Origin of the sequence: Streptomyces sp. NBC_00988 (assembly GCF_045162645.1) — a bacterium.
Classification (GTDB): domain Bacteria; phylum Actinomycetota; class Actinomycetes; order Streptomycetales; family Streptomycetaceae; genus Streptomyces.
This window is the reverse complement of the sequence record NZ_CP108730.1, coordinates 988,140-1,013,984: the sequence shown is the minus strand read 5'-3', so window position 1 is coordinate 1,013,984 and position 25,845 is coordinate 988,140. Positions and strand designations below refer to the sequence as shown.

The window sequence follows — 25,845 nt, the reverse complement described above, 5'->3', positions numbered from 1 at the left end:
CTCCCCAGCCTGAGAGGGCACCCACTCATGACCTCCGACCACGGCTACCCCGCCGTCCGCATGTACATCGCGGGCGAGTGGTGCCAGGGCGGCACCGGACGGACCGCCCCGATCGTGAACCCGGCCACCGAGAAGGTGATCGGCGACGTACCCCTGGCCACCACCGCCGACCTCGACCGAGCCCTCGACGCGGCCACCGACGGCTTCCGCGTCTGGCGCGACACCCCGATCGCCAAGCGTTCCGCGATCCTGCACGCCGCCGCCGACCTGATCACCGAACGCGCCCCCGACATCGGCCGGATCATGGCCCAGGAACAGGGCAAGCCCCTCCGCGAGGGCACCACCGAGGCCCTGCGCACCGCCGACACCCTGCGCTGGCACATCGAGGACGCCCGCCGCGCCTACGGCCGGATCATCCCGTCCGCGCCCGGCACCCTCCTTACGGTCCGCCGCGAACCGGTCGGCCCCGTCGCCGCGTTCGTGCCGTGGAACTTCCCCGTCGGCGGCCCCAACCGCAAGCTCTCCTCCGCCCTGTCCGCCGGCTGCTCGATCGTCATCAAGGCGTCCGAGGAGACACCGGGCACTGCCGCCGCGCTGGTGGCCTGCTACGCCGACGCCGGACTCCCGGCCGGTGTCCTCAACCTCGTCTTCGGTGAACCGGCCGAGGTCTCGGCCCACTTGATCCCCTCGCCGCGGATCCGCCTGGTCGCCTTCACCGGCTCGGTCCCGGTCGGCAAGCTCCTCGCGGCCCAGGCCGGCGAGGTCATGAAGCCCACCTTGATGGAACTCGGCGGCCACGCCCCGGTCATCGTCTGTGCGGACGCCGACCCGGTGAAGTCCGCCCGCAAGGCGGCCCAGGCGAAGTTCTTCAACGCCGGCCAGGTGTGCACCTCGCCGAGCCGCTTCTTCGTCCACGCGAGCATCGTCGAGGAGTTCACCGCCGAGTTCGTGAAGGCCGCCCAGGAAGTCACCGTGGGAGACGGTCTCGACGCCGACACCACCATGGGCCCGCTGGCCAACGAGCGCCGGTTGCAGGCGATGGAGACTCTGGTCGCCGACGCCGTCGAGCGTGGCGCCAAGGTGCTCACCGGCGGTCAACGCCTCGACCGCGACGGCTACTTCTACGCCCCGACCGTCCTCACGGACGTACCGGCGGACGCGAAGCTGATGCACGAGGAACCCTTCGGCCCGCTCGCCCCGATCGTGCCCTTCACCGACCTGGACGAGACCCTCGCCCTCGCCAACTCCCTTCCCTACGGCCTCGCCGCCTACGGCTTCACCGAGTCCGCCACCACCGCCGAGAAGCTCATCGACGCGCTGGAAGCCGGCATCCTCTCCATCAACCACTGCGGCGGCTCCGTCGCCGAGGCCCCCTCCGGCGGGGTCAAGGAGAGCGGCTACGGCAGGGAGGGCGGTCCCGAAGCCCTCGACGCGTACCTCATCACCAAGCGCGTCTCGCACCTGCTGGCGGGCTGAACCGCCATGAGGTACACGCGAGTTGCGGTCGGCGGCCGGGCGGTGTGGGGCCGCGTGGGGGAGGAGGACATCGAGCTGCTGTCCGAGTCCCCGATCGAAGGGGACCCGACCGTGATCGGCAGCGTGCCGGTCGCCACCGCGCACTGGCTGCCCGTCGTCGTCCCGCCCGTGTTCTACGCCGTCGGCATGAACTACCCGCGGCACATCGCGCACGCCCGCGCCGAGACGCCCACCCGCCCCGAGGTCGGCTACCGGGCCAACAACGCGCTCACCGGCCACCGTTCACCCATCGTCAAGCCGGCCGGGGTCGAGGGCCGCTTCGAGGCCGAGCCCGAACTCGTCGCGGTCATGGGCCGCACCCTGAAGCACGCCACCTACGACGAGGCACGCAAGTCGGTCTTCGGGTGGACGATCGGCAACGACGTGAGCGCCCGCACCTGGCAGCACCAGGACCGCTCGTTCTGGCGCAGCAAGAACAGCGACACGTTCAAGCCCATGGGCCCCTGGATGGAGACCGACGTCGATGCCCTGGCGCAGACCACGACACTCCGTGTGAACGGCGAGGTCCGCGCCTCGTTCGCCACCGGCGACATGGTCTTCGACCCCTTCGACCACATCGTCGAACTCACCAAGCACATCACCATGCACCCGGGGGACGTGCTGTGGATGGGCGCCGAGTCCACCTGCCAACTCGAACCCGGCGACACCGTGGACATCGAGATCAGCGGCATCGGCGTCCTGTCCAACCCCGTACACAGCGAAGGGAATCCGTCATGAGCAGCGCACCCCGCTACATCCACCACGTCAACTTCCCCACCACCGACCCCGACCGCACCGCCGAGTGGTACACGAAGGTCTTCGGGATGAAGCGCATCATGCCCAAGTCCAACACCCGCGTGGTGCTGATGACCCGCGGCAACTTCGACCTCCACTTCACCCCGGTCGAGGAGATGGAGCGCATGGCGCCCTATCACTTCGCCGTCGAGGTCGACGACTGGGACGACTTCCTCGCCCACCTCAATGACCTGGGCATCCGGCACACCCGGCCGATCGAACGCCCTGAGAACCAGTCGAAGTTCTGCTACATCCACGACCCCGACCACACCATGATCGAGCTCGTCTTCCACGGCCGCCGCCCCAACTAGCCACCCGCGTACAGGAGTTCACCCCCATGCCCATCGCCGACTCCGACGGCACCTCCATCTACTACGAGCGCCACGGCAGCGGTCCGGCGATCCTGTTCGTGCACGGCAGTGGTGGCCACCACGCCGCCTGGTGGCAGCAAGTGGCCGCGCTGCGCGAGGAGTTCACGGTCGTCACCGTGGACCTGCGCGGCTTCGGCAAGTCCGACGCACCCATCCCTCCGAACTCGTCGAGGCCCGAGTTCGACGGGCAGGACTTCCCCGGTGACGTCGTCGCCGTACTGGACCAAGAGGACCTGACCGACGCCATGCTGGTCGGCCAGTCCATCGGCTCCGTCGCCGCGCTCCGCGCCGGACTGCTCCGTCCCGAGCGCGTGGGCTCCGTCGTGCTCGGCCACTCGCTGGGCGGCATCAGCCACCCCGAGCTGAAGGAGCTCGCCGCCGCCGACCGCGCCGAGGCCGTCAAACTGCCCGTCATCGACCGCCTGTTGACCAAGAGGTTCCAGCAGGAACGCGCCGATCTCACCTTCCTCTTCCAGCAGATGGGCACGTTCAACGTCGCCAGGATGCAGGACCTGCGCAACCTCGACACCGACGGCCCGACCCTGGACGACATCCAGAACTCCGGCGTGAGAGTCGCGTTCCTGGCCGGCGAGAAGGACGCGGTGCTCAGCGTGAAGACCGTGACCCGCGCCCAGGAACTGCTGCCCGGCTCGCACCTGGAGATCGTCCCGGACGCCCCGCACTCCATGTACTGGGAGACGCCCGCGAAGTACAACGCCGCCGTCGCCCACCTGCGCCGCACCCTCACCGCACCGAAGGAAGCAGCATGAGCAGCCTCACCCTGGACGCCGCCGAGGAGATCATCGACGCCGCCCACAAGCGCGCCCAGTCGATCGGGAAGGCGGTCAGCGTCGCCGTCGTGGACGCCGGCGGTTTCCCCATCGCCATCCGCCGCCCGGACGGCGCCCGCCCGCTCACCCCGGACATCGCCCGCGCCAAGGCGTACACGGCCGCCGTCATGCAGCGCCCCGGCAAGATGCTGAAGAAGTGGCAGGAGAGCCAGCCCGTCTTCTTCGCCCAGCTCTCCCAGCTCCCCGGCGCCGCCATGCCGATCATGGCCACCGAAGGCAGCCTCACCATCAAGAAGGACGGCGAGATCATCGGCGGCCTAGGCATCGCCGGCGGCACGGCCGACGAGGACCAGCAGATCGCCGAGGAGGTCCTCGCGTCCCTCGGCTACGAACTGGAGTTCGCCGCCTGGGGCGTTGCGGGCAAGTCGGCCCCGGCCCCGTCGTCCCCGTCCGGAAAGGACGCCTGACCCATGGCGGACACGTTCAACTACCGCATCGACCACCACGGCAGCCTGGTCCGCCCCGCCGAACTCACCGCCGCACGCGGGGCAGGCGACCCCGAGGCCCTGAAGGAGGCGGAGCTCCAGGCGGTCAAGGACGCGATCGTCTTCCAGCGCAAGCTCCGCTCCACCGTCGTCACCGACGGCGACTTCCCCCGGGAAGACTTCCGCAGCGCGGTCTTTGACGGAGTATCAGGTTTCCGGCGCACGGACGAGACCGACGCCGACGGTCTCACCCGCTGGGTCGCGGAGTCCCTCCCGAAGGCCAACGGCCCCCTGCTCGCGGACTGGGCGGCACGCCTCACCGAACTGACGGTGATCGCCCCGAAGGCCTCGCTGCCCTCACCCGCGTACCTTGCCGCCACCACCTTCCAGCCCGGCCACGGCCCGTCCTCCGCAAGGGAGTTGGGGGAGGCCCTCGCGGAGATCGTCCTCGCCGAGATGGAGCTGCTGGTCGCCAGGGGCGTACGCCTGATCCAGCTCAACAACCCGCTCCTGCTGGGCCAGTTGGCCACCGACCCGGCAGACCCGGGCGCGCTCTCCTTCGAGGACGCGCTCGCCATCGACGCCCTGGCGGTACGCCTGGACGAGCGCCCCGAGGGCGTACGGATCGGTCTCGCACCCGGCCCAGTCGCCCCCGCCGCTGTCGACTGGGCCCGCGCCGAACGGCTCTACGGCGAGATCGGCGCCGACCGCTGGATCCTCCCCTTCGACCAGGGCACCCCGGCCGAACTCGCCCTCGTCAAGGCCCTGCCGGAGGACCGCGACTTCTGCCTGGGTGTCGTCGACGCGACCGTGGCCGAGCTGGAGGACATCGACACGGTGATGGCCAGGCTCGACGCGGTGGGGGAGTTCAAGGACCTGGAGGACGGGGCCGTATCACCGTCACGGGGTTTTGCCGATGTGGCGAGCCGACCGTTGCTGACCACCGAACAGCAGCGCCGGAAGATCGAGTTGGTGGAGACGGTCGCACGGTATGTGTGGGGCAACGAGTTCTGACATAAGGACCGGGAAGCGCGGGAGACGCGCTTCCCGGCGGGGTCTCACGAAACCTCAGAGCACCTCGGCGAACGTCACCCTGCGGTCGGTCAGCAGCGGCCAAATGGTCGCCACGATCAGCTCGTTGAAGTGCTCGGCGGCCTTGTGCGCGTCGAAACCGGCCCGGTCGGCGTACTGCTCGTACAGCACGAAACTCCCCGGCACATCCGCCTCGGCGTGCACCTCGTACGCCAGGTTCGCCGGCTCGGCACGGGTGAGCTCGCGCACCTTCAGCAACGCGGCGCGCACCGTGGCCTCGTCGGCGGGCTCGCAGAAGTAGTGGGCGATGACGGCGTAGGCCATGTCGTGTCTCTCCTCGTCGAAATCCTCGGCGGATCCTCGAATCCTGAGTGGATCCTCGGCTGCCGACGGCGTGTCGGCAGTGCCGTGCGGCCCGCCGATTCCAGCACGGATCAACCCTCCGCCGACCTGCGCGCGGCGCAAGCAATGCCTGCCTCCGCGGGGCTGGTGGCACCGCCCCCACATGGTGTGTTGTCGCATTCGGCCCACTGTGGCCGCCGACTGTGCAGACCGCGGACCCGCACCGCGGCGGACGAAGGAAGTGATCTTCATGCGAAGCCTGGAAACCCTCTCCGGCGGAGAGTGGGTGGCGACCGGCGAGTGGATCGAGGTGCAGAACCCCGCCGACGTCCGCACCCCCCTCGCGCGCATCCCCGCCCTCGCCGCCAAGGACGTCACCCGCGCCTACGACCACGCCGAGCGCGGTTTCGCCGTGTGGAAGCGCACCAGCCCCTTCGAGCGGGCCCGTGTCTTCACGGAGGCGGCCAGGCTGATCCGCGAGCGGGTCGACGAGATCGCCGCCGACGTCACCGCCGAGAACGGCAAGACCCGTGCCGAGGCCCGCGGCGAGACCCTCAAGGCCGCCGACTTCCTCGACTACTACGCGGGCCTGGCCCGCCAGGGCTACGGCACCCTCCTGCACGACGCCCGCCCCGACACCCGGGTGCACACCCAGCGCGAGCCGATCGGCGTGATCCTCGTGATCAGCCCCTGGAACGACCCGCTGATCACCCCGGCCCGCAAGCTGGCCCCACTCCTCGCCACCGGCAACGCGGCCGTGTTCAAGCCGGCCACCGAGACACCGTTGTCGGGCCTGCACTTCGCCCGCGCCCTGCACGACGCAGGCCTGCCCGCCGGTGTCCTGAACGTCGTCACCGGCCGCACCGCCGAGATCGAGGAGGCGCTCCTCGACGACCCGCGCATCGTGGCCATCACCTTCACCGGCTCCAACGAGGTCGGAGGCCGCATCCGTCGCCGTCTCGCCGACCGCAACGTCCGCTTCCAGGGCGAACTCGGCGGCAAGAACGCCTCCGTCGTCCTGAAGGATGCCGACCTGCCGTTCGCCGCGAGGACCGTCGTGGCGGCGTCGTTCGGGCAGGCCGGACAGCGGTGCACCGCCACCAGCCGGGTCGTCGTGGAGCGGCCGGTGTACGACGAGTTCACCCAGCTGCTGGTCGCGGAGGTCCAGGCCCTCAAGGTCGGCCCGGGCAGTGACCCGGCGACCACCCTGTGCCCGCTGTCCAGCCCGAAGCAGCGCGACAGCGTCCTCGCCCACCTCGCAGGGGCCGTAGAACAAGGCGCGACCGTTCTTACCGGCGGCCACGCGGACACCGACGGCGACCACGCGCACGGGTGCTTCGTCCAGCCGACCGTGCTCGCCGACGTCACCGCCGAGACGGCCATCTGGCGCGAGGAGGTCTTTGGACCGGTCCTGGCCGTGCGGGCCGTGGACGACTTCACGCAGGCCGTCGACGCGGTCAACGACTCCGAATTCGGCCTTGCCGCCGCCGTGTTCACCCGCGACCTCGCCTCCGCGTACCGCTTCGCGGACGAGGCCGAGTGCGGGCAGATCGCGGTCAACGCCACCACCCCCGGCTGGGACGTGCACCTGCCTTTCGGCGGATTCCACGACTCCGGCACCGGCTACAAGGAGCAGGGTGACGAGGTCCTGCGCTTCTCGACCCGGGTCAAAACCGTTGCCATCCACTTCGGGGTCTGAGCAAGTCGGTACGACAGATATTCGGTACGACAGAGAGGAGGATGCCGATGGCTGACGAGACGATCGGCATCGTCGGCGCCGGCATCGTGGGCCTGGCCACCGCCCGCGAGATCGCCCTGCGCCGCCCCGGCACCCGGGTCGTGGTCCTGGAGAAGGAACACGAGGTCGCCGTCCACCAGACCGGCCACAACTCCGGGGTCGTACACGCCGGCATCTACTACGCGCCGGGCAGCCTCAAGGCCGAGCTGTGCGTGCGCGGCGTAGCGATCCTGCGCGAGTACTGCCAGGACCGCGGGCTGCCGTACGACGAGATCGGCAAGCTCGTAGTGGCCGTACGGCAGGACGAGTTGGGCCGGATGGAGAACCTCTACGAGCGGGCCAGGAACAACCACGTGCCCGAACTCCGCAAGATCTCCCAGGAGGAGATCAAGGAGCTGGAGCCGCATGCGGGCGGCATCGCGGCCCTGCACTCCCCGCGCACCGCGATCACCGACTACCCGGCGATCGCAAGGGAGTTCGCCAAGGACATCGAGGCCTCCGGGGGTGAGGTGCGGCTCGGTTTCCCGGTCACGTCCATCACCAACGTGCCCGGTGGCATCGAGGTCGCCTCGGGCCAACTGCGCGTCCGCGTCGACCGGTTGATCCTCTGCGCGGGCCTCCACTCCGACGCCGTGGCGAAGCTGGCCCAGGACAAGAGGGAACCGAGGATCGTCCCGTTCCGGGGCGAGTACATGCTCCTCAAGCCGGACCGCACGAACCTGGTGCGCGGGCTCATCTACCCGGTGCCCGACCCCCGTTACCCCTTCCTCGGTGTGCACTTCACCCCGCGGGTCGACGGCAGCGTCGAGGTCGGCCCGAACGCCGTCCTCGCCCTCGCGCGGGAGGGCTACAAGCTGAGCCGCTTCTCCCTGAAGGACCTCGCCGGCCTCGCCGCCTACCCCGGCTCCTGGAAGATGGCCGCCCAGCACTGGCGGACCGGCATCAAGGAGTACCGCGGCTCGCTGTCCGCGAAGGCCTTCATGAAGGACGCCGAACTGTACGTCCCCGGCGTCGGCGTGTCCGACGTCGTACGCGGCGGTGCGGGCGTCCGCGCCCAGGCACTGGACCCCGACGGCACGCTCGTGGACGACTTCCGCATCCACCAGGTCGGCCGGATCACCGCCGTACGCAACGCGCCCTCGCCGGCCGCGACGGCGTCCATGGCGATCGCCGAGCACATCGTCGGCGCCGTGTTCGACACCCCGTCCGCACACTGAGAATGCCCTGCGTGCAGCGGTGTTTCGCGCAACTACTGCTTGCGCTCCCGGGGCTCGGCAAGGCCTCGCGACCCGCCTAGCGTTCCTTCCGCAACACCACCTCACCAGCCCCTTCGCACGACCTTCGTAAGACCTTCGAGAGAAAGAGCTCACGACATGTTCGTTGTCGACACGCAGATCCACATCTGGAAGGAAGAGACCCCGGACCGCCCCTGGGTCCCGGGCGCGCGGGAGCGTATCCGCCTCAACGGACACCGCGAGGACCCCTTCTCGTACGAAGAGGCCCTGGAGCTGATGGACGAGGCCGGCGTGAACCGGGCCCTGATCCTGCCGCCGTCCTGGGAGGGCGACCGGATCGACTACGCCCTGGAGGCCTGCGAGGCGCACCCGGACCGCTTCGGCATCATGGCGCGCATCCCGCAGAACAAGCCCGAAGAGGGCAAGGCGATGCTGGCGGACTTCGCGCAGAACCCGCATGTGAAGGGCACGCGCCTCACCTTCCACCGGCCGCAGGACCGCAACTGGATGATCGACGGCACCAACGACTGGTACTGGCCGATCGCCGAGGAGCTGCGCGTCCCGACGATGGTCCACGCGCCCATCTGGAAGCGGGAGTTGGGCGAGATCGCGGCCAAGCACCCCGAGCTGAAGATCATCATCGACCACATGGGCATCATGGCCCGCTGCGTCGACGACGCGATCGGCTACTGGGTCTCGGAGACCGCCGACCTGGCCGCCCACCCGAACATCTACGTGAAGCTCTCGGCGCTCCCGGGCTACTCCACGCAGCCGTTCCCGAACAACAACATCCAGAAGTACGTCCGCGAGATGGTCGACAAGATGGGCCCGCAGCGCTGCTTCTACGGCACCGACATCACCCGGCTGCTCGGCCACGGCATCACCTACACCGACACGATCGAGCAGTTCACCAAGCACTGGGACTTCACGCCCGAGGAGCTTGAATGGATCATGGGCCGCGGTATCTCCGAGGTCCTGAACTGGCCGATCGAGGGCTGAGGAACCACGAGAGATGACCGACACCACCAACACCCCGGGCGCCGACGGCGGCGACGCTCTCGTCACCGCCTTCAACGCCGTCGGCGCCGACTACATCTTCTGCTCGTCGGGCTCCGAGTGGGCCCCCGTCTGGGAGTCCCTCGCCCGCCGGCACCGCGACGGACTGCCCTGCCCGCAGTACCTGGACCTGACCCACGAGACCGTCGCCGTCGGCATGGCCACCGGCTACGGCCTCATCAAGCGCCGGCCGCAGGGCGTGCTCCTGCACGCGGCCCCCGGTCTGCTCCAGGGCTCGATGGCCGTGCACGGGGCGCTGCTCGCGGGCGTCCCGATGGTGGTCAGCTCCTCGGAGTCCACCACGTACGGAGACGGCCCCGGCCAGGACCCCGGCGGCCAGTGGTACCGCAACCTGTCCGTCGTCGGCGGCCCGCACCAGATCGCACAGCCCTTCACCAAGTGGTCCAACGAGGCCGCCAGCGTCCACACCCTTCCTACGATGGTGACGCGGGCGGCGGAACTGGCCTGGCGGGCCCCGGCGGGACCGGCGTACCTCAACGTCCCGCTGGAGATCCTGCTGGAGGAGTGGGACGGGCGCGAGGCCAAGCCGATCGTGCCGCCCGGCTCGACGCACAGTTCGCCCGAAGAGGTCGATCCTGTCGCGCAGTTGATCCGCGAGGCTCAGAATCCGGTCATCGTCACGGAGACGGCCGGCCGTGAGGCGGGCGGTTTCGAGGCGCTCGTCGCCTTCGCCGAGGCGTGGAACATCCCGGTCGTCGAGCCCGACTCGGCGGTCTGCGGCAACTTCCCGCGCACCCACCCACTGCACGCCGGCAACGACATCGGCCCGTGGATGGACGAGGCGGACCTGATTCTTCTGGTCAACTGCCGTGCTCCCTTCTACCCGCCGTCGCGCCGGCCCTCCAAGGCGACGATCGTCGTCATCGACGAGGTACCGCAGCGCCCGCACGTCGTCTACCAAGTCCTGTTCGCCGACACGTACTTGGAAGGCAACGTCGCCAACACCCTGCGTCAGCTGGCCAAGCGGGCAGAGGGCCTGGACACGGAGGCCGTCGCCGTACGCCGTGCGGCCCAGGAGCAACGGCACGCCGACGAGCAGGCCGCCATCGCCGCCGCCGAGGCAAAGGCGGCGCGGGCGGCGGGCGTTGACCCGGTCCTCGTCGCCGCGACCCTGCGCAAGCTGCTGGACGGCCAGGGCGGAATCGTGGTCGACGAGACCATCACGCACAGCCGTGTCGTCAAGCGCCATGTCCAGACCGCCGACCCCGACTCGTACTTCTACGTCCAGGGCGGCCTCGGCCAGGGCATCGCGGTCGCGCTCGGCGTCAAACTCGCCGCCCAGGAACGCCTGGTGGTGCTCACCATCGGCGACGGCGCGTTCACCTACAACCCGGTGATCCCGTCGTACGACGCCTCCAACGCCTACGAACTCCCGCTGCTGATCGTGGTGTTCAACAACCGCGTCTACAAGTCGATGAACCTCAACCACCGCAGGTTCTACCCCGAGGGCGCCGCCGCCGACACCGGTGAGTGGCTCGGCACCGATCTGCGCCGGCTGCCCCGACTCGCCGCGTTCGCCGAGCCGTTCGGGATGCACACCGAGACCGTCGACGCACCCGAGGCTCTCGTGCCCGCGCTGGAGCGTGCGCTCAAGGCCGTGGCGGAGGGCACCACCGCCGTCGTCGACGTCCTCGTCACCCGCTGAACCAGGAAGGCACCCGCCACCATGTCCGACACCGCAACGCCCAAGCCGGGCAAGGTACTTGTCGCCGCCGACGACCTGCGCGCCTTCTCCGCCGCACTCCTGGAGAAGGGCGGCCTGAACGCCGAGCAGGCGCGTACCACCGCCGACGTGTTCGTGTGGGCCGCGCTGCGCGGCGTCGACTCGCACGGCATCGCGCGCGTCCCCGCCTACCTGGAGCTGCTGGCCAAGGGTGTGGCCAACCCCGACGCCGACATCAGGATCGAGTCAACGGCCCCGGCCGCGGCCGTCCTCGACGCCGACCGCGCTCCCGGCCCGGTGGCCCTCAGCGCCGCCGCCGACGAGGCGGTCACCCGGGCCAGGATCAGCGGAGTCGCCGCCGTCGGGGTCCGCCGCACCGTCCACACCGGCGCCATCGGCTACTACGTGTCGAAGATCGCCGAGCAGGGACTCGTCGGCGTCGGCTACGTCGCCGGGATGCCCAACATGGGCTACACCGGCGTCAAGGGCGCCGCCGTGGCGACCAGCCCGCTCGCCATCGCCGTACCGGCGGAATCGCATGCCCCGCTGCTCCTCGACATGGCCACCGCGACCATCGCCCTGGGCAAGATCCGCCAGGCGAAGGCGAGCGGCACCCCGCTGCCCGAGGGCGCGGCGGCCACGGCGGACGGCACCCCGACCACCGACCCCGAACTGGCCGTCATGCCCCTGCCATTGGGCGGCGCCAAGGGCTCAGGCATGTCCCTGGCCTTCGAGCTGCTCACCAGCGTGCTGGTCGGTGCGCCGATCTTCGCCGCGTTCCACTCGGACGACCCCCAGGGCCGCAAGCACCGCCAGAACGCCCTGCTCATCGCCCTCGACCCGGCGGCCTTCGGCGACCCGGCCGCCTTCACCGAGGCGGTCGACGCAACGCTGGCCACCCTCAAGCAGTTGCCGCCGGCAGACGGCGCCGAGGGTGTCTTCTACCCCGGCGAACGCAGCGCGGCGGTCGCCGAGGGGCGCGGTGCGAAGGGCATCCCCGTCGCGCCCAAGGTCTGGCGTGAACTGACCGAGGCGGCAGGGAAGTTCGGCCTCACACTGCCGGAGGCGGTGCCGTCGGCGTGACCCAGCGGCACTTCGCCGACCGTCCGAGGGGGATGGTCGGCGAAGTGCGTTGTCAGGGAGGGGAGTTCAGGCAGTACCCACGGCTTCCTGTATCTGATGCGCGATCAGGGCATAGGTCTGCAGGGCCCGTTCGTCGTCCGTGCCGTCGTAGCCGTGGTCGGCGCCGGCGACGTCGACGTGCTCCACCAGTGCCCCCGCCGTACGAAGCCGGTCGGCGTACCGCACACCCTCCGCCTTGAGCAGGTCGTACTCCGCCGTGACGACCAGGGCCGGGGCGATGCCCTTCAGGTCCGCGGTGTCCGACGGATGGGCGGGCGACACCAGCCGGTCGGCACGGACCTTCGGATCGGGGACGTACGACGTGTCGAAGACCTCCGCCATCCAGGGCTTCAACACGGGCTTGGCGATGGCGGAGTGTTTGTCCTTGGCGCTGGTCGCCAGGTCCAGCGGCGGATAGTGCAGCACCTGGAGCGCGATCGAGGGCCCGCCCTCCTCCAGCGCCTGCCGGGCCACCGCCGCCGCGAGTCCACCCCCGGCGCTCTGTCCGCCCACGGTGAGCCGGTCCCCGTCCCAGCCCTGCTCGCCGCCGAGCTCGGCGATCCACCGGACGACCTCGAAGGCCTGCCGGGGCGGCGCGGGGAACGGGTGCTGCGGCGCGACGACGTAGTCGACGTTGACCACGACGACACCGGCCTCCGCCGCGAGGAAACGGCACAGCGGGTCGTCGAGTTCGGTCAGCGGGACGACGTAGCCGCCGCCGTGGAAGTTCACGTGCACCGGCGGAGGCGGCCCTTCGCCGGCCGGCAGGTACACCGTGGCGCGTGCCGGGGCGATGCTCGTCGGGATCGTCAACTCCCGTGTCCGGCGCGGAAATTCAGGAAGCCGCTGATGCGAGGAAGCGGCGGAACCACGTCCGCTGGGGCGCCGGTCGGCCATCACGGAAAGACGCTGCAGGGACTTGGCGGCGAAGGCGGCCACCGCCGGCCGGGCCAGAACAGACATGCCGCTCCATTCGTGGAGTGAGCGCGACGGGGGATTCGAGTCCGATCGCCGGGGCGCCGATCAACAGGATTCCTGGCGATGGGTAGGGCGACGATAACACGCGTGTATATCGCGTGGATGGTGCGATCGGCGCTGTTCAGGGGGCGACGCCGGAGGGCTGTGGCTTCGGGTGCGGGGTCGCCCCGACCCAGGTCGGTGTCCCGGCGTGTTCCTCGACGCCGCCACGGCGCCGACCCTGTGGTCAGCGGTGCTGGGCGGGCCCCTCCAGCTCCCCGTGTTCACAGCACACCCCATGCGGCGAGACCGACGCCCCTGGTGTCGGCACGGTCGCCGCCTGAGTCGCCACGCATGCCGCACGCTGCGCCGTCTCGATCATGTCCTCGCTGTCGGTCGCGGCGTCGGCCAGGCTCGCGCAGCACACGACGAGCAGGGCGGCGCCCGCGACGAACGGCAGGGCCCGGCGCGGGGGAGGAGGTGCGAGCAGCGCCCGGACCCGCTGCGGTACCGCTCCGCCGGTCGCGGCGAGTGCCGGGCGGGAGCGGTTCGCCGAGGTGGCGAGAGCGGCCCGGCCCACGGCATGGGCGACGACCGTACGATCGCCGACGCGCACCGCGGCCTCCTCGTCGGCCCAGCGCTCCAGGACGAAGCCGCCCGCGTTGGACAGCGGTCGTAGGAGCGGATTCACGGCGGCGGAGAGGCGCCAGAGGGTCTGGAAGAGGTGGTGGCGGCCGCGCAGATGGGCCCGCTCGTGGGCGAGCAGTGCCTCGCGTTCGCGGTCGCCGAGGCAGCGCAGCATCGCGCTCGACACGACGATCCGCCCGGGCGCCCCCGGCAGCGCGAACGCCTCCGGTGACTCGATGTCCAGGACGGCCAACTCCGTGTCGCCGGGCAGGAGTCGGCACTCGCGGCGGGCCCAGCGCAGATGCCGTAGCTGACGGGTTGCGGCGATGGCGAGGGCCGTGACGGACGCGAGGAGGGCGAGGGCGGCGGCCCCGGCGACCGTCAGATAGACCGGGTCGGAGGCGCGTACGGCCGCGACCGACCAGCGGCCCTCCTCGGCGACCTCGGGGATCTGCACCAGCCCGGCGAACGCCAGCAACGCCAGTGACCCCAGCCAGCCCAGCGACGCCACCAGCGCGGCGGAGGCCAGCGACCAGGCGGCCGGGCGCGGCGCCAGTCGGGGAGCGGCGCGAGGTGCGAACACCGCGATGACCATGGTGATCAGAAGGGGGACGTACACGCTGATCAGCACCGGCTCACGGTCCTTCGTCGGTGTGACCGGCGGGGTGGGGTCCGTCGTGTCCGGAGAGCAGTCGCTGCAGCAACTGCTCGTCCTGGGCGGAGAGTTCGGAGACGAAGCGGGTGAGCACCGCCTCGCGGTCGGTGCCGTGCTCCAGCAGCGAGCGCATCCGCTCCGCGGTGTGGGTCGCCTCGTCGCGGGCCGGCGCGTACGCGTACCCGCGGCCCGCGCGGTGGCGGACGAGCATCCCCTTGTCGTGCAGGCGCGACAGGATCGTCAGAACGGTCGTGTACGCGAGGTCCCCGGGGAGCCGGTCCTTGACCTGGCGAGCGGTCTGCGGCGCGTCGGCCCCGTAGAGGGCGGCGAGAACCCCGCTCTCCAGCTCACCGCGCGCCCGCCTGCCGGACGTCGCGCCGGGCTCGTCGTTCTTCCGGTCGTGCACTGTTCACCCCACCGCCTTTCACCGCTCGGCGTCCCAGCCTACCCGCGTACCTACTACGGCCTGTAGGAAGTGCGCCAAGGGCTCGAAGGGATGGACCGAAGGGTCGGAGAGATCGGCCAGGGGGTCGGTCAAGGGCTTTGCGACCGCGATCTACTACATGTTGTACGAGCTTATCTACTACATGTTGTAGAGTTTCGCCGCTCCACTCCACCTGCGGAGGAAAAAGCCCATGCCCCACCTCGGAAACACGGTGCGCCGTCCGTTGCCGGCCGAGCGTGTCGTGATCGTCTCGGCGAGTGTCGGAGCCGGTCACGACGGCGCCGCCGCCGAACTGGAGCGGCGGCTGGTGGCGGCCGGTCTCACGGTCGACCGGTTCGACCTGCTCGACGTGCTGCCCGCCCGGCTCGGCCGGCTCGTGCGGGACGGCTACCACCGCATGCTCGTCCGGGCACCCTGGGCCTACCAGCGGATCTACAGCAGCACCGAGCGCGCCGGAGGCGGCGGCCCCGTAGCGCGAGCGCTGCTGCGCTCCGCCGAGGAACGGCTGCTGCGCGCCCTGCCCGCCGACACGGGCGCCGTCGTGTCGACCTACCCGGGTGCGAGCCGGGTCCTGGGCAACCTCCGTCTCGACGGGCGGCTGACCGTGCCCGTCCTCACCTACCTCACCGACTTCTCGGTGCACCCGCTGTGGGTGGCCGACGGCGTCGACGTCCACCTCGCACTGCACGCCGTGCCCGCCACGCAGGCCCGGGCCGCCGGCGCGCGCGACGTCCGCGTGTGCGGCCCGGTCGCCGACCCGCGCTTTCACCCCGTGGGCGCACCGGAACGCGCCGCGGCCCGCGCCCGCTTCGGCCTGCCTCCAACTGCCCCACTGGCCCTGCTGGTTGCCGGTTCCTGGGGCGTGGGACCGGTCCGGGAGGTCGCCCGTGATCTGCGCGACTGCGGCGCGGCCGTACCGCTCGTGGTCTGCGGCCGCAACGAGATGCTGGCCGAGCAGCTCCGCGCGGACGGCATCGAGCACGTCCACGGCTGGGTCGACGACATGCCCGGCCTGATGCACGCAGCCGACGTCCTGGTCCAGAACGCCGGCGGCCTGACCTCCCTGGAGGCCTTCGCCGCGGGCCTGCCCGTCGCCAGCTACGGCTGCATACCCGGCCACGGACTGACCAACGCGGCCGCCCTGGACGAGGCGGGCGTCGCCGCGTGGATCCGGGACCCGGCCCAACTCAAGCACGTACTGGGCGAGTTGATCGACGGCCCGCGCGGACTGCTGCAACGGGAGGCGGGCCTCGCCCTGTTCGCGGACGGTTCGGACGGCGGCCCGGCCGCCGAGACGGCCAGGATCTGCCGGGCGGGCATCGTTCCCGCCGCGCCCCTCACCACGGGGCCCGCGATCCCGCCCACCACTCGCCGGACCACCCGCCCGACCGCCCGGCGGCTCGCGACCACCACCGCCCTGGCCTGCGCGGTCTGGGCAGGCGCGGTCGGCACGGCGGTCGCCACGACCGAGAGCGGCCCGGGCCTGATGCACGCGATAGGCCAGGGCCTCGACCTCGACGACCTGAGCCACGCACACCACGCGGAACATGCGCCCCACGGGGGCCACGCGGGCCACGTGAAGGAGCACCACGCATGAGCGACGTAGGCCTTCTTCCTAGGCAGCCTGCGCCGCACCGCGCAACTTCGTTGCCGTGCGCCGCTTCGACTGTGGGTGGCGCGAGGAGGCGCCGCGTATGACGACCGTAGGCCTTCTTCTTACGGCCGGCTGTGCCGCGCCGCGCGTCCGCGACGCCGCCTGCTCCGCCCGCACCGCGTCCGCCGTGAGCTCCACGAAGGGCCGCCGTCCATGACAGCCACCCGTCTTCTCCGCGCGACCGCCCGCGTCGCGCTCCCCGCACTCCCGATCCTTGCCGTCGCATACGCCGCCCCCGTCCTCTCCACCTACGGGCCGCTGCGCAACCGCGTGATGCCCCGTCTTTCCGGCCGCGGTCGGCCGGACCATGTGGCGCTCACCTTCGACGACGGGCCGGATCCCCTCTCCACCCCGCTGTTCCTACGGCTGCTCGACGAGCGCCGGGTGCACGCCACCTTCTTCCTCCTCGGTAACCAAGCGGTACGCGCCCCCGGTCTGGTCCGCGAGATCGCCGCCGCCGGACACGAGATCGCCGTTCACGGCTGGCTGCACCGCCCGCTGGTCCTGCGCGGTCCCCGCGCCACCCACGACGACCTCGCCCGCGCCCGCGACACGGTCGGCGACCTCACCGGGCGCGTGCCACGGCTCTTCCGCCCGCCCTACGGCGTGATGTCGACCGGCGCCCACCTCGCAGCCCGCCGCCTGGACCTCACGCCGGTGCTGTGGACGGCCTGGGGCGAGGACTGGAGGGCGCGCGCCACACCCGAGTCGGTCCACCGGACGGTCACCGAGGACCTCCGCGGCGGCGGCACCGTTCTGCTGCACGACTCCGACTGCACCTCGACACCCGGCAGTTGGCGCGCAACCCTCGGCGCCGTGCCCCGCATCCTCGACACCTGCGCGCTGCGGGGCCTGTCCGTGGGCCCGCTGCGGGAGCATGCTGTGGATCCGCTCTGAAGTTGACAATAATGTTGGCACTCCTGGTCGGCGGAATTTGCGTTCGCAAGTACCTGGACTAGGGAGCCCCCATGCTTTCGAACGCCATGAACCGTCCGGACCTTCCTCAACGGGTCGCTGACCGTCGCCGCGACGGCCGCACTCGTCGGTGCGGGAACGAGCGTCGGCGCGGCGGACCGCACGGCCTCCGGAATCCCGCTCGCCGGCCCGCTCCGGATCGACACCGGCCGCGTGTCCGGCGTGGCCTCCCTCGTCTCCGGCGTCACCGTCTTCAAGGGACTGCCGTACGCGGCGACCACGGCGGGCGCCAACCGCTGGCGTCCGCCGCAGCGGGCGACATCCTGGACCGGCGTGCGCGTCGCGGCGACCGGTTCGGCCCGCTCGCCCTCGCGGACGCGGCCAAGGTGGACTTCTTCGAGCGGTTCTTCGCGAGCCAGAAGCCCTGGTGAAGCTTCGGTGAGGCGGGAACGGGGCGGGGAGCGGGGGCGGCGGAGCGGCGGAACACCCGGCAAGTACTCTCTCCGCAGTACGCGCGCCAAACGAACGCAGTAAATTACTTGAGTTACGCAACAATATGGTAAAGTGGGTCCCATGTCCACACCACCGATCCCCGAAGCCCCCGCCTCCCCGGAGGTGACCGAGATCGAGCGAGCCCTCACTCGGATCACCTACCTGAGCACCCGCGCCCGCCAGCACGAACGGCTGATGGCCCTCGCCGGTGTGCCTCTGGACCGCGCGGCGGTGGCGTTGCTGCGGCAGGTCGCGGACTCCGACCCGCTGCGTCCGGGGGAGCTGGCCCATCGCCTCGGTGTCGAGGCCTCGCATGTGACGCGGACGGTGCAGCAGCTCCAGAAGTCCGGCTACGTCACCCGCGTGCCCGACCCCGACGACCGCCGGGCCCAGCGGATCGAGCTGACCGAGGCCGGCCGGAAGGCCGTGAGCAGTGTCCGGGACGCCGGTGCGCGCGGCATGCAAATGGCCCTCTCGGATTGGTCGACGGATGAACTGCAGCAACTGGCAACGCTGTTCCACCGCATGGTCGACGACTTCCTGAAGTACTCGATCGACGAGGACGGCGAGACCGAGGTCGTGGCCCCGGCCGGCACCGTCTGAGTTCCAGGCGCGGGACGTCCCGGTGCCGGGTGCGGGCCGTCTGGGTTCCGTGCGGACCGTCGGGGTTCCGGCCCCCGGGGCGCGCTGACGTCACCCGAGGTCGGCCGTGGTGCGGATTCCGGGGGCTGCCGCACAGACGAACGGCACGGCGTTCACCGCACGGTTCGCGGTGTAGGACGGGGACATCGCCGCCATGCGGTCGAGGGGCACGGGGAACCTCAGGTCGACGTCGAGCGGCGCGTCTCCCTCGACCGAGACGTGCCAGCCGGTCGCGCGGAGATCCCAGGCGGGGTCGAGGTCAGTGGTGCAGTACCAGTTGGCGCGGAACCGCAGCAGGGGTCGGTCTTTGCACAGGCCGGACACGGTGATCCGCTGCGCGGCCACCGTGCCGACCGGCAGCGTGCCCGCGGCGATTCGGGTGGTGCGGCGGGCAGTTGCGACCTCGCCGACCGCCTCCACCGAGTCGAGCGGTGTCGAGAGCGCCTCGGCGAGCAGCTGCAACGACGGGCCGAAGCTGTCGCGCAGTCCGGCCAGGCGCTGTTCGCCGAATGCGGCAGGGGGCCGGCCGAAGCCCATCACCTCGAACAGCAGCCCGGGGGAGTCCCGTTGGGAGAGATCCGCGAACTCGTCGATCGTCAGCGCGTCGAGCCGCCGCTGGATCGAGGTGAGTGCGAGCGGCAGGGCCTCCGTGATGAATCCGGGACTGCTGCCCGTGCTGTGCACCGAGGTCCCGCCCCGCTCGCACGCGTCCTCGATCCGTTTTCGTGTGACCGGGTCGAGGCTGGGCGCGTGATGGAACTCGCCACGCGTCGACACGACGTTGACGCCTGACGAGAGCAGTGCGCACACGTCGTCGAAGTCGCAGGTGCGCGGGGTGTAGAGGACGCAGTCGGCACCGAGCGCCAGGATCTCGTCGATGTCGTGCGTCGCGACGATCCCGGTCGTGCCGGGCCCGCGGCCGCTCAACTCACCCGCATCCAGGCCTGCTTTGGCCGGGGTGTGGACATACACCCCGGCCAGGATCAGGTTCGGATGCTCCAGTACGGCACGCATAGTGCGGGCGCCGATGTTCCCGGTGGCCCACTGCACGACTCGGTAGCGCTGCACTCCATGCCGTAGCGGCTCGGTCATCGACCACCCCTTGTTCCGGTGGGCGAGAACCGTACTCTCGGCTGTGGAGAGCGTCAATTACATCGACGAGCGTCCGTTGGATACCCGTCAGCCGTCCGTCAGTTGTGCACGGGGACGCCCGAGAGGCCGCCGAGACAGAACTGCCAGACCTCCTCGGCGGTGACCGGGGCCGCGTGGCTGCCGGCCGGAACTCCGTTGCCCTGCGCGACGAACATGACCGTCTGCATCAGGATCGAGGCCTGGCGGCGGGGCTTCCCGGCGGGGAGGACGCCGGCGTCCTCGGCCTGCTCGACCAACTCCGTGAACACCTGGTGCAGGGGGAGATGGGCGGTCGCCACCTGCGCGGGATGCTTCACGAGGAGTTGGAGTGCGAAGTCGCTGAACAGGGGGCGCTCCACACCGGGGTTGGACAGCGACTGCTCGAACAGCATCGTCACGCCGAGCCGCAGCGCCTGGAGCGGATCCGACTGGGAACCGGCCGTCTCGCGGATCTCCGCCGCCGACTTGGACAGCGCGTCCTCGAACAGGGCGAGCAGCAGCTCGTGTTTGCCGTCGAAGTGCTGGTAGAAGCTGCGCAGTGACTGTTTGGAGCGGTCCACGACCTCCTGGACCGTGAAGTCCGTCGTCCGCTTCTCCGCGATGAGTTCCTGCGCCGCGTCCAGGAAGCGCTGCACACGTTGTTCGGCGCGGAGCTTGGCGGCACGGGTGGAACGCTCAACGGCGCGCTGGCGCCAGGCTGGTTGTTCTTCGGGGACAGCTGTCACTTGAAGAACGATACTCCACTTCAGCGGTAACACCCCGGCTTCCCCTACCGAAGGACGCACGGCAAGTTTCGAGACCCTTACTTGCGTGAGATGAGAATGATATTCTCACCGCCATCCGTCCGGGTTGGCAGGAGGTTCGTCTGACATGGCATGGGACTTTTCCACCGAGCCGGAGTTCGAGGAGAAACTGGAGTGGATCCGGCGATTCCGCTCCGAGCGAGTGGAGCCGCTGGACCTGCTCCATCCGGACCGGGCGTACCACCCGCTCGACGACCAACTCGGCCCGATCGTGCGGGCGTTGAAGCAACAGGTCCGCGACGAGGGCCTGTGGGCACCACACCTCGGCCCTGAACTCGGCGGGCGCGGCTTCGGCCAGGTCAAGCTGGCGCTCATCAACGAGATCCTGGGCCAGTCGAGTTGGGCCCCCGTCATCTTCGGCACGGCCGCACCCGACACCGGCAACGCCGAGATCATCGCCCGCTACGGCACCGCCGAGCAGAAGGAGCGCTACCTCCAACCACTGCTGGAAGGTGAGTGCTTCTCCTGCTTCTCCATGACCGAGCCGCAGGCCGGCGCCGACCCCACGATGTTCACCACCCGCGCCGAACGCGACGGCGACGACTGGGTCATCACCGGCCGCAAGTTCTTCTCCTCCAACGCCCGCACCTCGAAGTTCGTCATCGTGATGGCCGTGACGAACCCCGACGTCAGCCCCTACAAGAGCATGTCGATGTTCCTCGTCCCCAGCGACACCCCCGGTGTCCGCATCGAGCGCCATCTCGGCATCATGGGCGAGGCCACCGACGAGGGCATGCACGCACTCATCGCCTACGACGGCGTCCGCGTCCCCACCGACGCGCTGCTCGGCGGCGAGGGCCAGGCCTTCGCGATCGCCCAGACCCGGCTCGGCGGCGGCCGCGTCCACCACGCGATGCGCGTCGTGGGCCAGAGCCAGAAGGCGCTCGACATGATGGCCGAGCGGGCCCTGTCCCGCGAGACCCAGGGCGAGCGGCTCGCGGACAAGCAGCTCGTCCGCGCCGACCTCGCCGACTCCTACGCCCAACTCGCCCAGTTCCGCCTCTTCGTGCTCTACACCGCCTGGCAGATCGACAAGTACCAGGACTACAAGCGGGTCCGTAAGGACATCGCCGCCATCAAGTTCCTCACCCCGAAGGTGCTGCACGACGTCGTGTACCGCTCGATGCACCTGCACGGCGCCCTCGGTGTGTCGAACGAAATGCCGTTCGCGGACATGTGGAACGGCGCTGCCGTCATGGCGGTTGTCGACGGCCCCACCGAGGTCCACAAGATCACCGTCGCCCGTGACGTCCTGCGCGGCTACGAAGCCGCCCCCGGCCTCTGGCCCACCCAGCACCTGCCCACCCGCCGCGAATGGGCCCGGAAGCAGTTGGAGGACCTGCTGTGACGCTCGCGAACACGGAATCACTCGCCCGCTGGCTGGACGACCAGGGCATCGCCCCCGGCGAACCCGTCGAGACGTCGTACATCTCCGGCGGCACCTCCAACGACATCTACGGCATCCGGCGCGGCGACCGCAGCATGGTGCTGCGCAAACCGCCGGAGAAGGTTCCGCCGGGGCGCAACGAGACCATGCTCCGGGAATACCGCGTCCTCAACGCCCTCAACGGCACGGACGTCCCGCACCCCGAGGCGATCGCCGTGTGCGACGACACGAGCGTGCTCGGCTCCTGCTTCTACCTCATGGCACACGTCGATGGCTGGTCGCCGATGAACTCCGACGGCTGGCCCGAGCCGTTCCTCAGCAACCTGTCCCTGCGTCCCGGCCTCGCGTACCAACTCGTCGAGGGCATCGCCAAGTTGGGCAACGTGGACTGGCGGGCCCAGGGGCTTGAAGGCTTCGGCCGCCCCGACGGCTTCCACGACCGGCAGGTCGACCGCTGGCTCGCCCACCTCGCCAAGTTCAAGTTCCGCGAGATACCCGGCCTGGAGAACGCCGCTGCCTGGCTGCGGGAACACCGTCCCGCCCACTGGGAACCCGGCATCATCCACGGCGACTACCAGTTCGCCAACGTCATGTTCCAGCACGGCGCGCCCGCCCGGCTCGCCGCCCTGGTCGACTTCGAAATGGCCACCGTCGGGGACCCGTTGCTCGACCTCGGCTGGGTCATCATGGGCTGGCCAGACGCCGACGAGGACCGCACCCAGAAGGGCTACGTCGACTACACCGGCATGCCCGACCGGGCCGACCTGCTGGAGCACTACGCCAAGGTCAGCGGCCGCGACGTCAGCGAGATCGACTACTACGTGATCCTCGCCCGCTTCAAGATGGCCATCGTCCTCGAAGGCGGCTACGCCCGCCATGTGAAGGGCGAGGGCGGCAACCCGAAGATGGCCCACTACGGCGACGTCGTCCTGCAGATGGCCGCCCAGGCGGCCGAACTCGCCGCGACGACCCGGCTATGAGAGCCGCCCGCTGCAACGCCGTCGGCGGCCCGGTGGTCGTCGAGGACATCCCCGAACAGGTCGTGCCTGAGGGGGAGTTGGCCGGGTCGGAGGGCGGCATCCCGGTCGACGTGCACTACGCCGCCGTCAACTTCGCCGATCTCCTCGTGATCGACGGCGCGTACCAGGTGAAGGCGGTGCCGCCCTTCACCCCCGGCAGCGAGTTCGCCGGCGTGGTCGCCGCGTCCGCGAACGGATTCGAGAAGGGTGAGCGGGTCTTCGGTTCGATGTTCGTCGGCGCCTTCGCCGAACGCGTCACCGCACGCCCCGCCGGACTGAGCCGTATCCCCGACGGAATTCCCACCGAGCGCGCGGCGGCCTTCGGCGTCAGCCACGCCACCGCCTTCGACGCGCTGCGCCTGGTAGCCGACGTGCGGCCGGGCGAACGGGTCGCCGTCCTCGGCGCGGCCGGTGGAGTCGGCCTCGCGACCGTCGAACTCGGCGCGCTGCTCGGCGCGGAGATCGTCGCCGTCGCCTCGACGGAGGAGAAACGGGCGGTGTGCGCCGAGCAGGGCGCGCGGCTGACTCTGCCGTACGACGATCTGAAGCGGGGGCTGCGGGACGCGGGCGGTGCCGATGTCGTGATCGACCCCGTCGGCGGGCCGTACGCGGAGGAGGTGTTGCGGGCGATGCGCTGGGGCGGGCGGTTCGTGAGCGTGGGGTTCGCGAGCGGGGAGATCCCGCGTATCCCGCTCAACCTCCCGATGCTCAAAGGTGTCAGCCTGCACGGCTTCGACCTCGGCGGCTGGGCGCGGCACCGGCGGGACGACCTGGTCGCCGCCCGCACCGAACTCCACGGACTGTTCGCCGCCGGGAAGATCCGGCCCCGCATCCACGCCGTGTATCCGCTCGCCGACGTCGCCGAGGCCCTCGGCCTGGGGCGCCGTGCCATCGGCAAGGTCCTTCTGGAGGTCGCGCATGGAGTTTGAGTTCGACGACGAACAGCGGCTGCTCCAGCGAGTGGTCCGCGAAACGGTCACCAAGTCACGGTCACTGCCCGAGAAGCAACTCTGGGACACCTACCTGGAGTTGGGCTGGCTCGAAGCCCCGCCGGTGGAACTGGCCATCGTCCTGGAGGAGTTGGGGTACGCCGCCGATCCGACGCCCTTCCTCGCCACGGCGACCTGGTTCGCGCCGCTGGCCGGACGGCTGCCCAACGGCTCGGGCACCGGTGTCTTCGACGGGGAGGGGAAGTTCGTCCTCGACGCCGACCGCGCGGACGAGATCGCGATTCTCACCTCCGAGGGCGTGGTCGTACGGGACGGAACGGACCTGGCGGCCGAGCGGCTGTCCGTGTTCGACCCGACCCTGCACATCGCCCGGGTGGACGCGCCGGACCTGGTCGCCGGCGTACCGGACCTGGCCCTGATGGGACTTGCGGTGAGCACGGTCGGCAGTTGCCGGCGCATCCTCGACCTGGTCGTCGCCCATGTGAAGCAACGGCACCAATTCGGCGTCCCCATCGGCTCGTTCCAGGCCGTCAAGCACAAGGCCGCCGACATGTACGTCGCCATCGAACGCGCCAAGGTGCTCGCCTACTTCTCCGCACTCACCATCGCCGAGGACGACCCGCGCCGCGGCCGGGCCGCCGCGATGGCCAAGGCCGCCGCCGGTGACTGCCAACGGGTCTGTTTCCAGAACGGGTTCCAGCTGTTCGGGGCCATGGGCTACACGTGGGAGAACGAGCTGCAGATCCATCTCAAGCGGGCCAAGGCCGGGGACCTGCTCCTCGGTACGGCGTCCGAGCACAGGAAGGCGCTGCTGGTATGAGGCTGGCCCCCGACCCCGAGGTCGAGAAGTTCCGCGCCGATTTCAGCGACTTCCTCGACGCCCACCTGCCCACCCCCGAAGAGGCCACGGTCCGCTCCAAGTCCAGCGCGGACATACCCGATTGGGCCCGGCGCTGGCAGCGCAAGCTCTTCGACGCGGGCTGGCTGCTGCCCGCCCAACCGCCCGAGTACGGCGGCCGCAACGCCACGCTGCCCCAAGTGGTCGCCCACCTTGAGGAGTTGTCCCGGCGCCGGATCTACCACAGCTTCAACCCGCAGGGCCTCAACATCATCGCGGCCTCACTGCTGACCTTCGGCACCGAGCAACAGAAACGTGACTGGGCCGTACCCCTGCTGCGCGCCGAGATCACCGCCTCGCTCGGCATGAGCGAGCCCGGAGCAGGCTCCGACCTCGCCGGACTGCGCACTCGCGCGGCCCTTGAGGGTGACCACTTCGTGGTCAACGGACAGAAGGTGTGGACCTCGGGCGCGCACGACGCCGACGTCCTGCTCACCTTCGTCCGCACCGACCCCGAGGCGCCCAAGCACAAGGGGATCAGCGTCCTGCTCATCCCCACCGGCTCCGAGGGCCTGGTCCGGCGGCCGTTCGGGTCGATCGCCGCACCGGACGACCTCGACTTCAACGAGGTGTTCTTCACCGACGTCCATGTCCCGAAGGAGAACCTCGTCGGCCCCCTCAACGAGGGCTGGCGCGTGGCCAACGGCTCGCTCGGCCACGAACGGACCCTGCTGTGGGTGCACTACGCCGAGCGGATGGACGCCCTGATCCAGGACGCGGCCTGCGACGAGGAGTGGTACGCCACCCTCCAAATGGACGTCCAGGCACTGCGGTTGCTCGGCTACCGGCTCCTCGGACCCGACCGGAACCCGGTGGAGATCTCGGTCCTCAAGCTGCTCGGCTCCGAGGCCGCGCAGAGCGCCGAACTGCACGCCCTCGAACAGCACGGCACCGAGGCGCTGTTGCATCCCGTGCGGACAGGGCCGTACACCCATATGAACTTGGAGACGTTCAACGCCAGTTGGTTCGAGCGGTACGCGCGCAGCTTCGGCGGGACGATCGCCGGCGGCACCTCCGAGATCCAGCGCAACATCATCGCCGAGCGCATCCTCGGCCTGCCGCGCTGAAGCCGCCGTGCGCCACAACTGTCCTACGCCAGAGCCG

26 protein-coding genes are annotated in these 25,845 nt (G+C 70.4%); 20 read left to right on the top strand and 6 right to left on the bottom strand.

Annotated features, from left to right (window positions below; genetic code table 11):
• Positions 1 to 27 precede the first annotated feature (27 nt).
• The 6 genes from OG496_RS04770 to OG496_RS04745 are packed head-to-tail and all read left to right on the top strand — an operon-like array spanning position 28 to position 4,971.
• Entirely contained in the window at positions 28 to 1,476 is a 1,449-nt protein-coding gene (locus OG496_RS04770) for an NAD-dependent succinate-semialdehyde dehydrogenase (protein WP_405969714.1), read from the top strand.
• Positions 1,477 to 1,482: 6 nt separating this feature from the next.
• Positions 1,483 to 2,253, top strand: coding sequence for a fumarylacetoacetate hydrolase family protein (locus OG496_RS04765; protein ID WP_405969713.1), 771 nt, complete (start codon positions 1,483 to 1,485; stop codon positions 2,251 to 2,253).
• Positions 2,250 to 2,621, top strand: coding sequence for a VOC family protein (locus OG496_RS04760; protein ID WP_366492480.1), 372 nt, complete (start codon positions 2,250 to 2,252; stop codon positions 2,619 to 2,621). Before OG496_RS04765 ends, OG496_RS04760 begins: the two co-directional genes overlap by 4 nt.
• A gap of 26 nt (positions 2,622 to 2,647) precedes the next feature.
• Positions 2,648 to 3,451, top strand: coding sequence for an alpha/beta fold hydrolase (locus OG496_RS04755; RefSeq protein ID WP_405969712.1), 804 nt, complete (start codon positions 2,648 to 2,650; stop codon positions 3,449 to 3,451).
• Entirely contained in the window at positions 3,448 to 3,939 is a 492-nt protein-coding gene (locus tag OG496_RS04750; RefSeq protein ID WP_405969711.1) for a heme-binding protein, read from the top strand. Before OG496_RS04755 ends, OG496_RS04750 begins: the two co-directional genes overlap by 4 nt.
• Before the next feature lie 3 nt (positions 3,940 to 3,942).
• Positions 3,943 to 4,971: a methionine synthase II (cobalamin-independent)-like protein gene (locus OG496_RS04745; RefSeq protein WP_405969710.1), complete on the top strand. Its 1,029-nt coding sequence runs from the start codon at positions 3,943 to 3,945 to the stop codon at positions 4,969 to 4,971.
• Positions 4,972 to 5,025: 54 nt separating this feature from the next.
• Here OG496_RS04745 and OG496_RS04740 read toward each other — a convergent pair whose 3' ends face one another.
• A complete protein-coding gene (locus OG496_RS04740) occupies positions 5,026 to 5,313 on the bottom strand; it encodes a putative quinol monooxygenase (protein WP_405969709.1) in 288 nt (95 codons plus the stop codon).
• 268 nt (positions 5,314 to 5,581) lie between these two features.
• Here OG496_RS04740 and OG496_RS04735 point away from each other — a divergent pair, with 268 nt between their 5' ends.
• From OG496_RS04735 to OG496_RS04715, 5 genes are all read left to right on the top strand, one after another.
• Positions 5,582 to 7,030 carry an aldehyde dehydrogenase family protein gene (locus OG496_RS04735; RefSeq protein ID WP_405969708.1) on the top strand — a complete coding sequence of 483 codons (1,449 nt, stop codon included), beginning with the start codon at positions 5,582 to 5,584 and terminating at the stop codon, positions 7,028 to 7,030.
• A 47-nt stretch (positions 7,031 to 7,077) separates the two neighbouring features.
• Positions 7,078 to 8,286, top strand: a complete 1,209-nt coding sequence (gene lhgO / locus OG496_RS04730; protein WP_405969707.1) for an L-2-hydroxyglutarate oxidase — start codon at positions 7,078 to 7,080, stop codon at positions 8,284 to 8,286.
• Positions 8,287 to 8,442: 156 nt separating this feature from the next.
• On the top strand, positions 8,443 to 9,303 hold the full coding sequence (locus tag OG496_RS04725) for an amidohydrolase (RefSeq protein WP_033282910.1): 861 nt from the start codon (positions 8,443 to 8,445) through the stop codon (positions 9,301 to 9,303).
• A gap of 13 nt (positions 9,304 to 9,316) precedes the next feature.
• The gene (locus OG496_RS04720) at positions 9,317 to 11,026 is read left to right on the top strand and encodes a thiamine pyrophosphate-dependent enzyme (protein ID WP_405969706.1); all 1,710 of its coding nucleotides are present in this window, start codon (positions 9,317 to 9,319) and stop codon (positions 11,024 to 11,026) included.
• A gap of 21 nt (positions 11,027 to 11,047) precedes the next feature.
• Positions 11,048 to 12,127, top strand: a complete 1,080-nt coding sequence (locus OG496_RS04715; RefSeq protein WP_405969705.1) for an Ldh family oxidoreductase — start codon at positions 11,048 to 11,050, stop codon at positions 12,125 to 12,127.
• A gap of 66 nt (positions 12,128 to 12,193) precedes the next feature.
• On the opposite strand, the gene OG496_RS04710 is transcribed toward OG496_RS04715, so the two are convergent.
• The 3 genes from OG496_RS04710 to OG496_RS04700 all read right to left on the bottom strand — a co-directional run bounded on the left by OG496_RS04710 (position 12,194) and on the right by OG496_RS04700 (position 14,811).
• A complete protein-coding gene (locus tag OG496_RS04710; protein WP_405969704.1) occupies positions 12,194 to 13,129 on the bottom strand; it encodes an alpha/beta hydrolase fold domain-containing protein in 936 nt (311 codons plus the stop codon).
• Positions 13,130 to 13,370: 241 nt separating this feature from the next.
• Positions 13,371 to 14,381, bottom strand: coding sequence for a M56 family metallopeptidase (locus tag OG496_RS04705; protein WP_405969703.1), 1,011 nt, complete (start codon positions 14,379 to 14,381; stop codon positions 13,371 to 13,373).
• Between the two features lie 4 nt (positions 14,382 to 14,385).
• Positions 14,386 to 14,811, bottom strand: coding sequence for a BlaI/MecI/CopY family transcriptional regulator (locus tag OG496_RS04700; RefSeq protein WP_405969702.1), 426 nt, complete (start codon positions 14,809 to 14,811; stop codon positions 14,386 to 14,388).
• A 229-nt stretch (positions 14,812 to 15,040) separates the two neighbouring features.
• Between OG496_RS04700 and OG496_RS04695 the strand changes: the two genes are divergently transcribed.
• The 4 genes from OG496_RS04695 (at position 15,041) to OG496_RS04680 (ending at position 18,514) form a co-directional block, all read left to right on the top strand.
• Positions 15,041 to 16,447 (top strand): glycosyltransferase, encoded by a 1,407-nt coding sequence (locus OG496_RS04695; protein WP_405969701.1) that lies wholly within the window; start codon positions 15,041 to 15,043, stop codon positions 16,445 to 16,447.
• A 210-nt stretch (positions 16,448 to 16,657) separates the two neighbouring features.
• Entirely contained in the window at positions 16,658 to 17,401 is a 744-nt protein-coding gene (locus tag OG496_RS04690) for a polysaccharide deacetylase family protein (RefSeq protein WP_405969700.1), read from the top strand.
• Positions 17,402 to 17,632: 231 nt separating this feature from the next.
• Positions 17,633 to 17,953 (top strand): carboxylesterase family protein, encoded by a 321-nt coding sequence (locus tag OG496_RS04685; protein ID WP_405969699.1) that lies wholly within the window; start codon positions 17,633 to 17,635, stop codon positions 17,951 to 17,953.
• A 39-nt stretch (positions 17,954 to 17,992) separates the two neighbouring features.
• Positions 17,993 to 18,514, top strand: a complete 522-nt coding sequence (locus OG496_RS04680; protein ID WP_366492495.1) for a MarR family transcriptional regulator — start codon at positions 17,993 to 17,995, stop codon at positions 18,512 to 18,514.
• A 90-nt stretch (positions 18,515 to 18,604) separates the two neighbouring features.
• On the opposite strand, the gene OG496_RS04675 is transcribed toward OG496_RS04680, so the two are convergent.
• Entirely contained in the window at positions 18,605 to 19,645 is a 1,041-nt protein-coding gene (locus tag OG496_RS04675) for a dihydrodipicolinate reductase (protein WP_405969698.1), read from the bottom strand.
• A 98-nt stretch (positions 19,646 to 19,743) separates the two neighbouring features.
• Positions 19,744 to 20,409, bottom strand: coding sequence for a TetR/AcrR family transcriptional regulator (locus OG496_RS04670; RefSeq protein WP_366492497.1), 666 nt, complete (start codon positions 20,407 to 20,409; stop codon positions 19,744 to 19,746).
• A 145-nt stretch (positions 20,410 to 20,554) separates the two neighbouring features.
• On the opposite strand from OG496_RS04670, the gene OG496_RS04665 reads away from it, so the two are divergent.
• The 5 genes from OG496_RS04665 to OG496_RS04645 are packed head-to-tail and all read left to right on the top strand — an operon-like array spanning position 20,555 to position 25,808.
• Positions 20,555 to 21,835: an acyl-CoA dehydrogenase family protein gene (locus tag OG496_RS04665; RefSeq protein ID WP_405969697.1), complete on the top strand. Its 1,281-nt coding sequence runs from the start codon at positions 20,555 to 20,557 to the stop codon at positions 21,833 to 21,835.
• The gene (locus tag OG496_RS04660; RefSeq protein ID WP_405969696.1) at positions 21,832 to 22,854 is read left to right on the top strand and encodes a phosphotransferase family protein; all 1,023 of its coding nucleotides are present in this window, start codon (positions 21,832 to 21,834) and stop codon (positions 22,852 to 22,854) included. The genes OG496_RS04665 and OG496_RS04660 overlap by 4 nt, the downstream gene beginning before the upstream one ends.
• The gene (locus OG496_RS04655) at positions 22,851 to 23,822 is read left to right on the top strand and encodes an NADPH:quinone oxidoreductase family protein (protein ID WP_405969695.1); all 972 of its coding nucleotides are present in this window, start codon (positions 22,851 to 22,853) and stop codon (positions 23,820 to 23,822) included. Before OG496_RS04660 ends, OG496_RS04655 begins: the two co-directional genes overlap by 4 nt.
• Complete coding sequence (locus OG496_RS04650) at positions 23,812 to 24,663, top strand: acyl-CoA dehydrogenase family protein (protein ID WP_405969694.1); 852 nt, start codon at positions 23,812 to 23,814, stop codon at positions 24,661 to 24,663. The genes OG496_RS04655 and OG496_RS04650 overlap by 11 nt, the downstream gene beginning before the upstream one ends.
• The gene (locus tag OG496_RS04645; RefSeq protein WP_405969693.1) at positions 24,660 to 25,808 is read left to right on the top strand and encodes an acyl-CoA dehydrogenase family protein; all 1,149 of its coding nucleotides are present in this window, start codon (positions 24,660 to 24,662) and stop codon (positions 25,806 to 25,808) included. The genes OG496_RS04650 and OG496_RS04645 overlap by 4 nt, the downstream gene beginning before the upstream one ends.
• The last annotated feature ends 37 nt before the right edge of the window (positions 25,809 to 25,845 follow it).

Excerpts from the sequence above, each read along its gene's own strand:
- OG496_RS04645 (WP_405969693.1), top strand. The coding sequence starts at position 24,660 with ATGAGGCTGGCCCCCGACCCCGAGGTCGAGAAGTTCCGCGCCGATTTC.
- OG496_RS04690 (WP_405969700.1), top strand. The coding sequence starts at position 16,658 with ATGACAGCCACCCGTCTTCTCCGCGCGACCGCCCGCGTCGCGCTCCCC.
- OG496_RS04655 (WP_405969695.1), top strand. The coding sequence starts at position 22,851 with ATGAGAGCCGCCCGCTGCAACGCCGTCGGCGGCCCGGTGGTCGTCGAG.
- OG496_RS04740 (WP_405969709.1), bottom strand. The coding sequence starts at position 5,313 with ATGGCCTACGCCGTCATCGCCCACTACTTCTGCGAGCCCGCCGACGAG.
- OG496_RS04715 (WP_405969705.1), top strand. The coding sequence starts at position 11,048 with ATGTCCGACACCGCAACGCCCAAGCCGGGCAAGGTACTTGTCGCCGCC.
- OG496_RS04695 (WP_405969701.1), top strand. The coding sequence starts at position 15,041 with ATGCCCCACCTCGGAAACACGGTGCGCCGTCCGTTGCCGGCCGAGCGT.
- OG496_RS04665 (WP_405969697.1), top strand. The coding sequence starts at position 20,555 with ATGGCATGGGACTTTTCCACCGAGCCGGAGTTCGAGGAGAAACTGGAG.
- OG496_RS04680 (WP_366492495.1), top strand. The coding sequence starts at position 17,993 with ATGTCCACACCACCGATCCCCGAAGCCCCCGCCTCCCCGGAGGTGACC.
- OG496_RS04725 (WP_033282910.1), top strand. The coding sequence starts at position 8,443 with ATGTTCGTTGTCGACACGCAGATCCACATCTGGAAGGAAGAGACCCCG.
- OG496_RS04720 (WP_405969706.1), top strand. The coding sequence starts at position 9,317 with ATGACCGACACCACCAACACCCCGGGCGCCGACGGCGGCGACGCTCTC.
- OG496_RS04735 (WP_405969708.1), top strand. The coding sequence starts at position 5,582 with ATGCGAAGCCTGGAAACCCTCTCCGGCGGAGAGTGGGTGGCGACCGGC.
- OG496_RS04765 (WP_405969713.1), top strand. The coding sequence starts at position 1,483 with ATGAGGTACACGCGAGTTGCGGTCGGCGGCCGGGCGGTGTGGGGCCGC.
- OG496_RS04760 (WP_366492480.1), top strand. The coding sequence starts at position 2,250 with ATGAGCAGCGCACCCCGCTACATCCACCACGTCAACTTCCCCACCACC.
- OG496_RS04755 (WP_405969712.1), top strand. The coding sequence starts at position 2,648 with ATGCCCATCGCCGACTCCGACGGCACCTCCATCTACTACGAGCGCCAC.
- OG496_RS04770 (WP_405969714.1), top strand. The coding sequence starts at position 28 with ATGACCTCCGACCACGGCTACCCCGCCGTCCGCATGTACATCGCGGGC.
- OG496_RS04675 (WP_405969698.1), bottom strand. The coding sequence starts at position 19,645 with ATGACCGAGCCGCTACGGCATGGAGTGCAGCGCTACCGAGTCGTGCAG.
- OG496_RS04750 (WP_405969711.1), top strand. The coding sequence starts at position 3,448 with ATGAGCAGCCTCACCCTGGACGCCGCCGAGGAGATCATCGACGCCGCC.
- lhgO (WP_405969707.1), top strand. The coding sequence starts at position 7,078 with ATGGCTGACGAGACGATCGGCATCGTCGGCGCCGGCATCGTGGGCCTG.
- OG496_RS04745 (WP_405969710.1), top strand. The coding sequence starts at position 3,943 with ATGGCGGACACGTTCAACTACCGCATCGACCACCACGGCAGCCTGGTC.
- OG496_RS04650 (WP_405969694.1), top strand. The coding sequence starts at position 23,812 with ATGGAGTTTGAGTTCGACGACGAACAGCGGCTGCTCCAGCGAGTGGTC.
- OG496_RS04710 (WP_405969704.1), bottom strand. The coding sequence starts at position 13,129 with ATGTCTGTTCTGGCCCGGCCGGCGGTGGCCGCCTTCGCCGCCAAGTCC.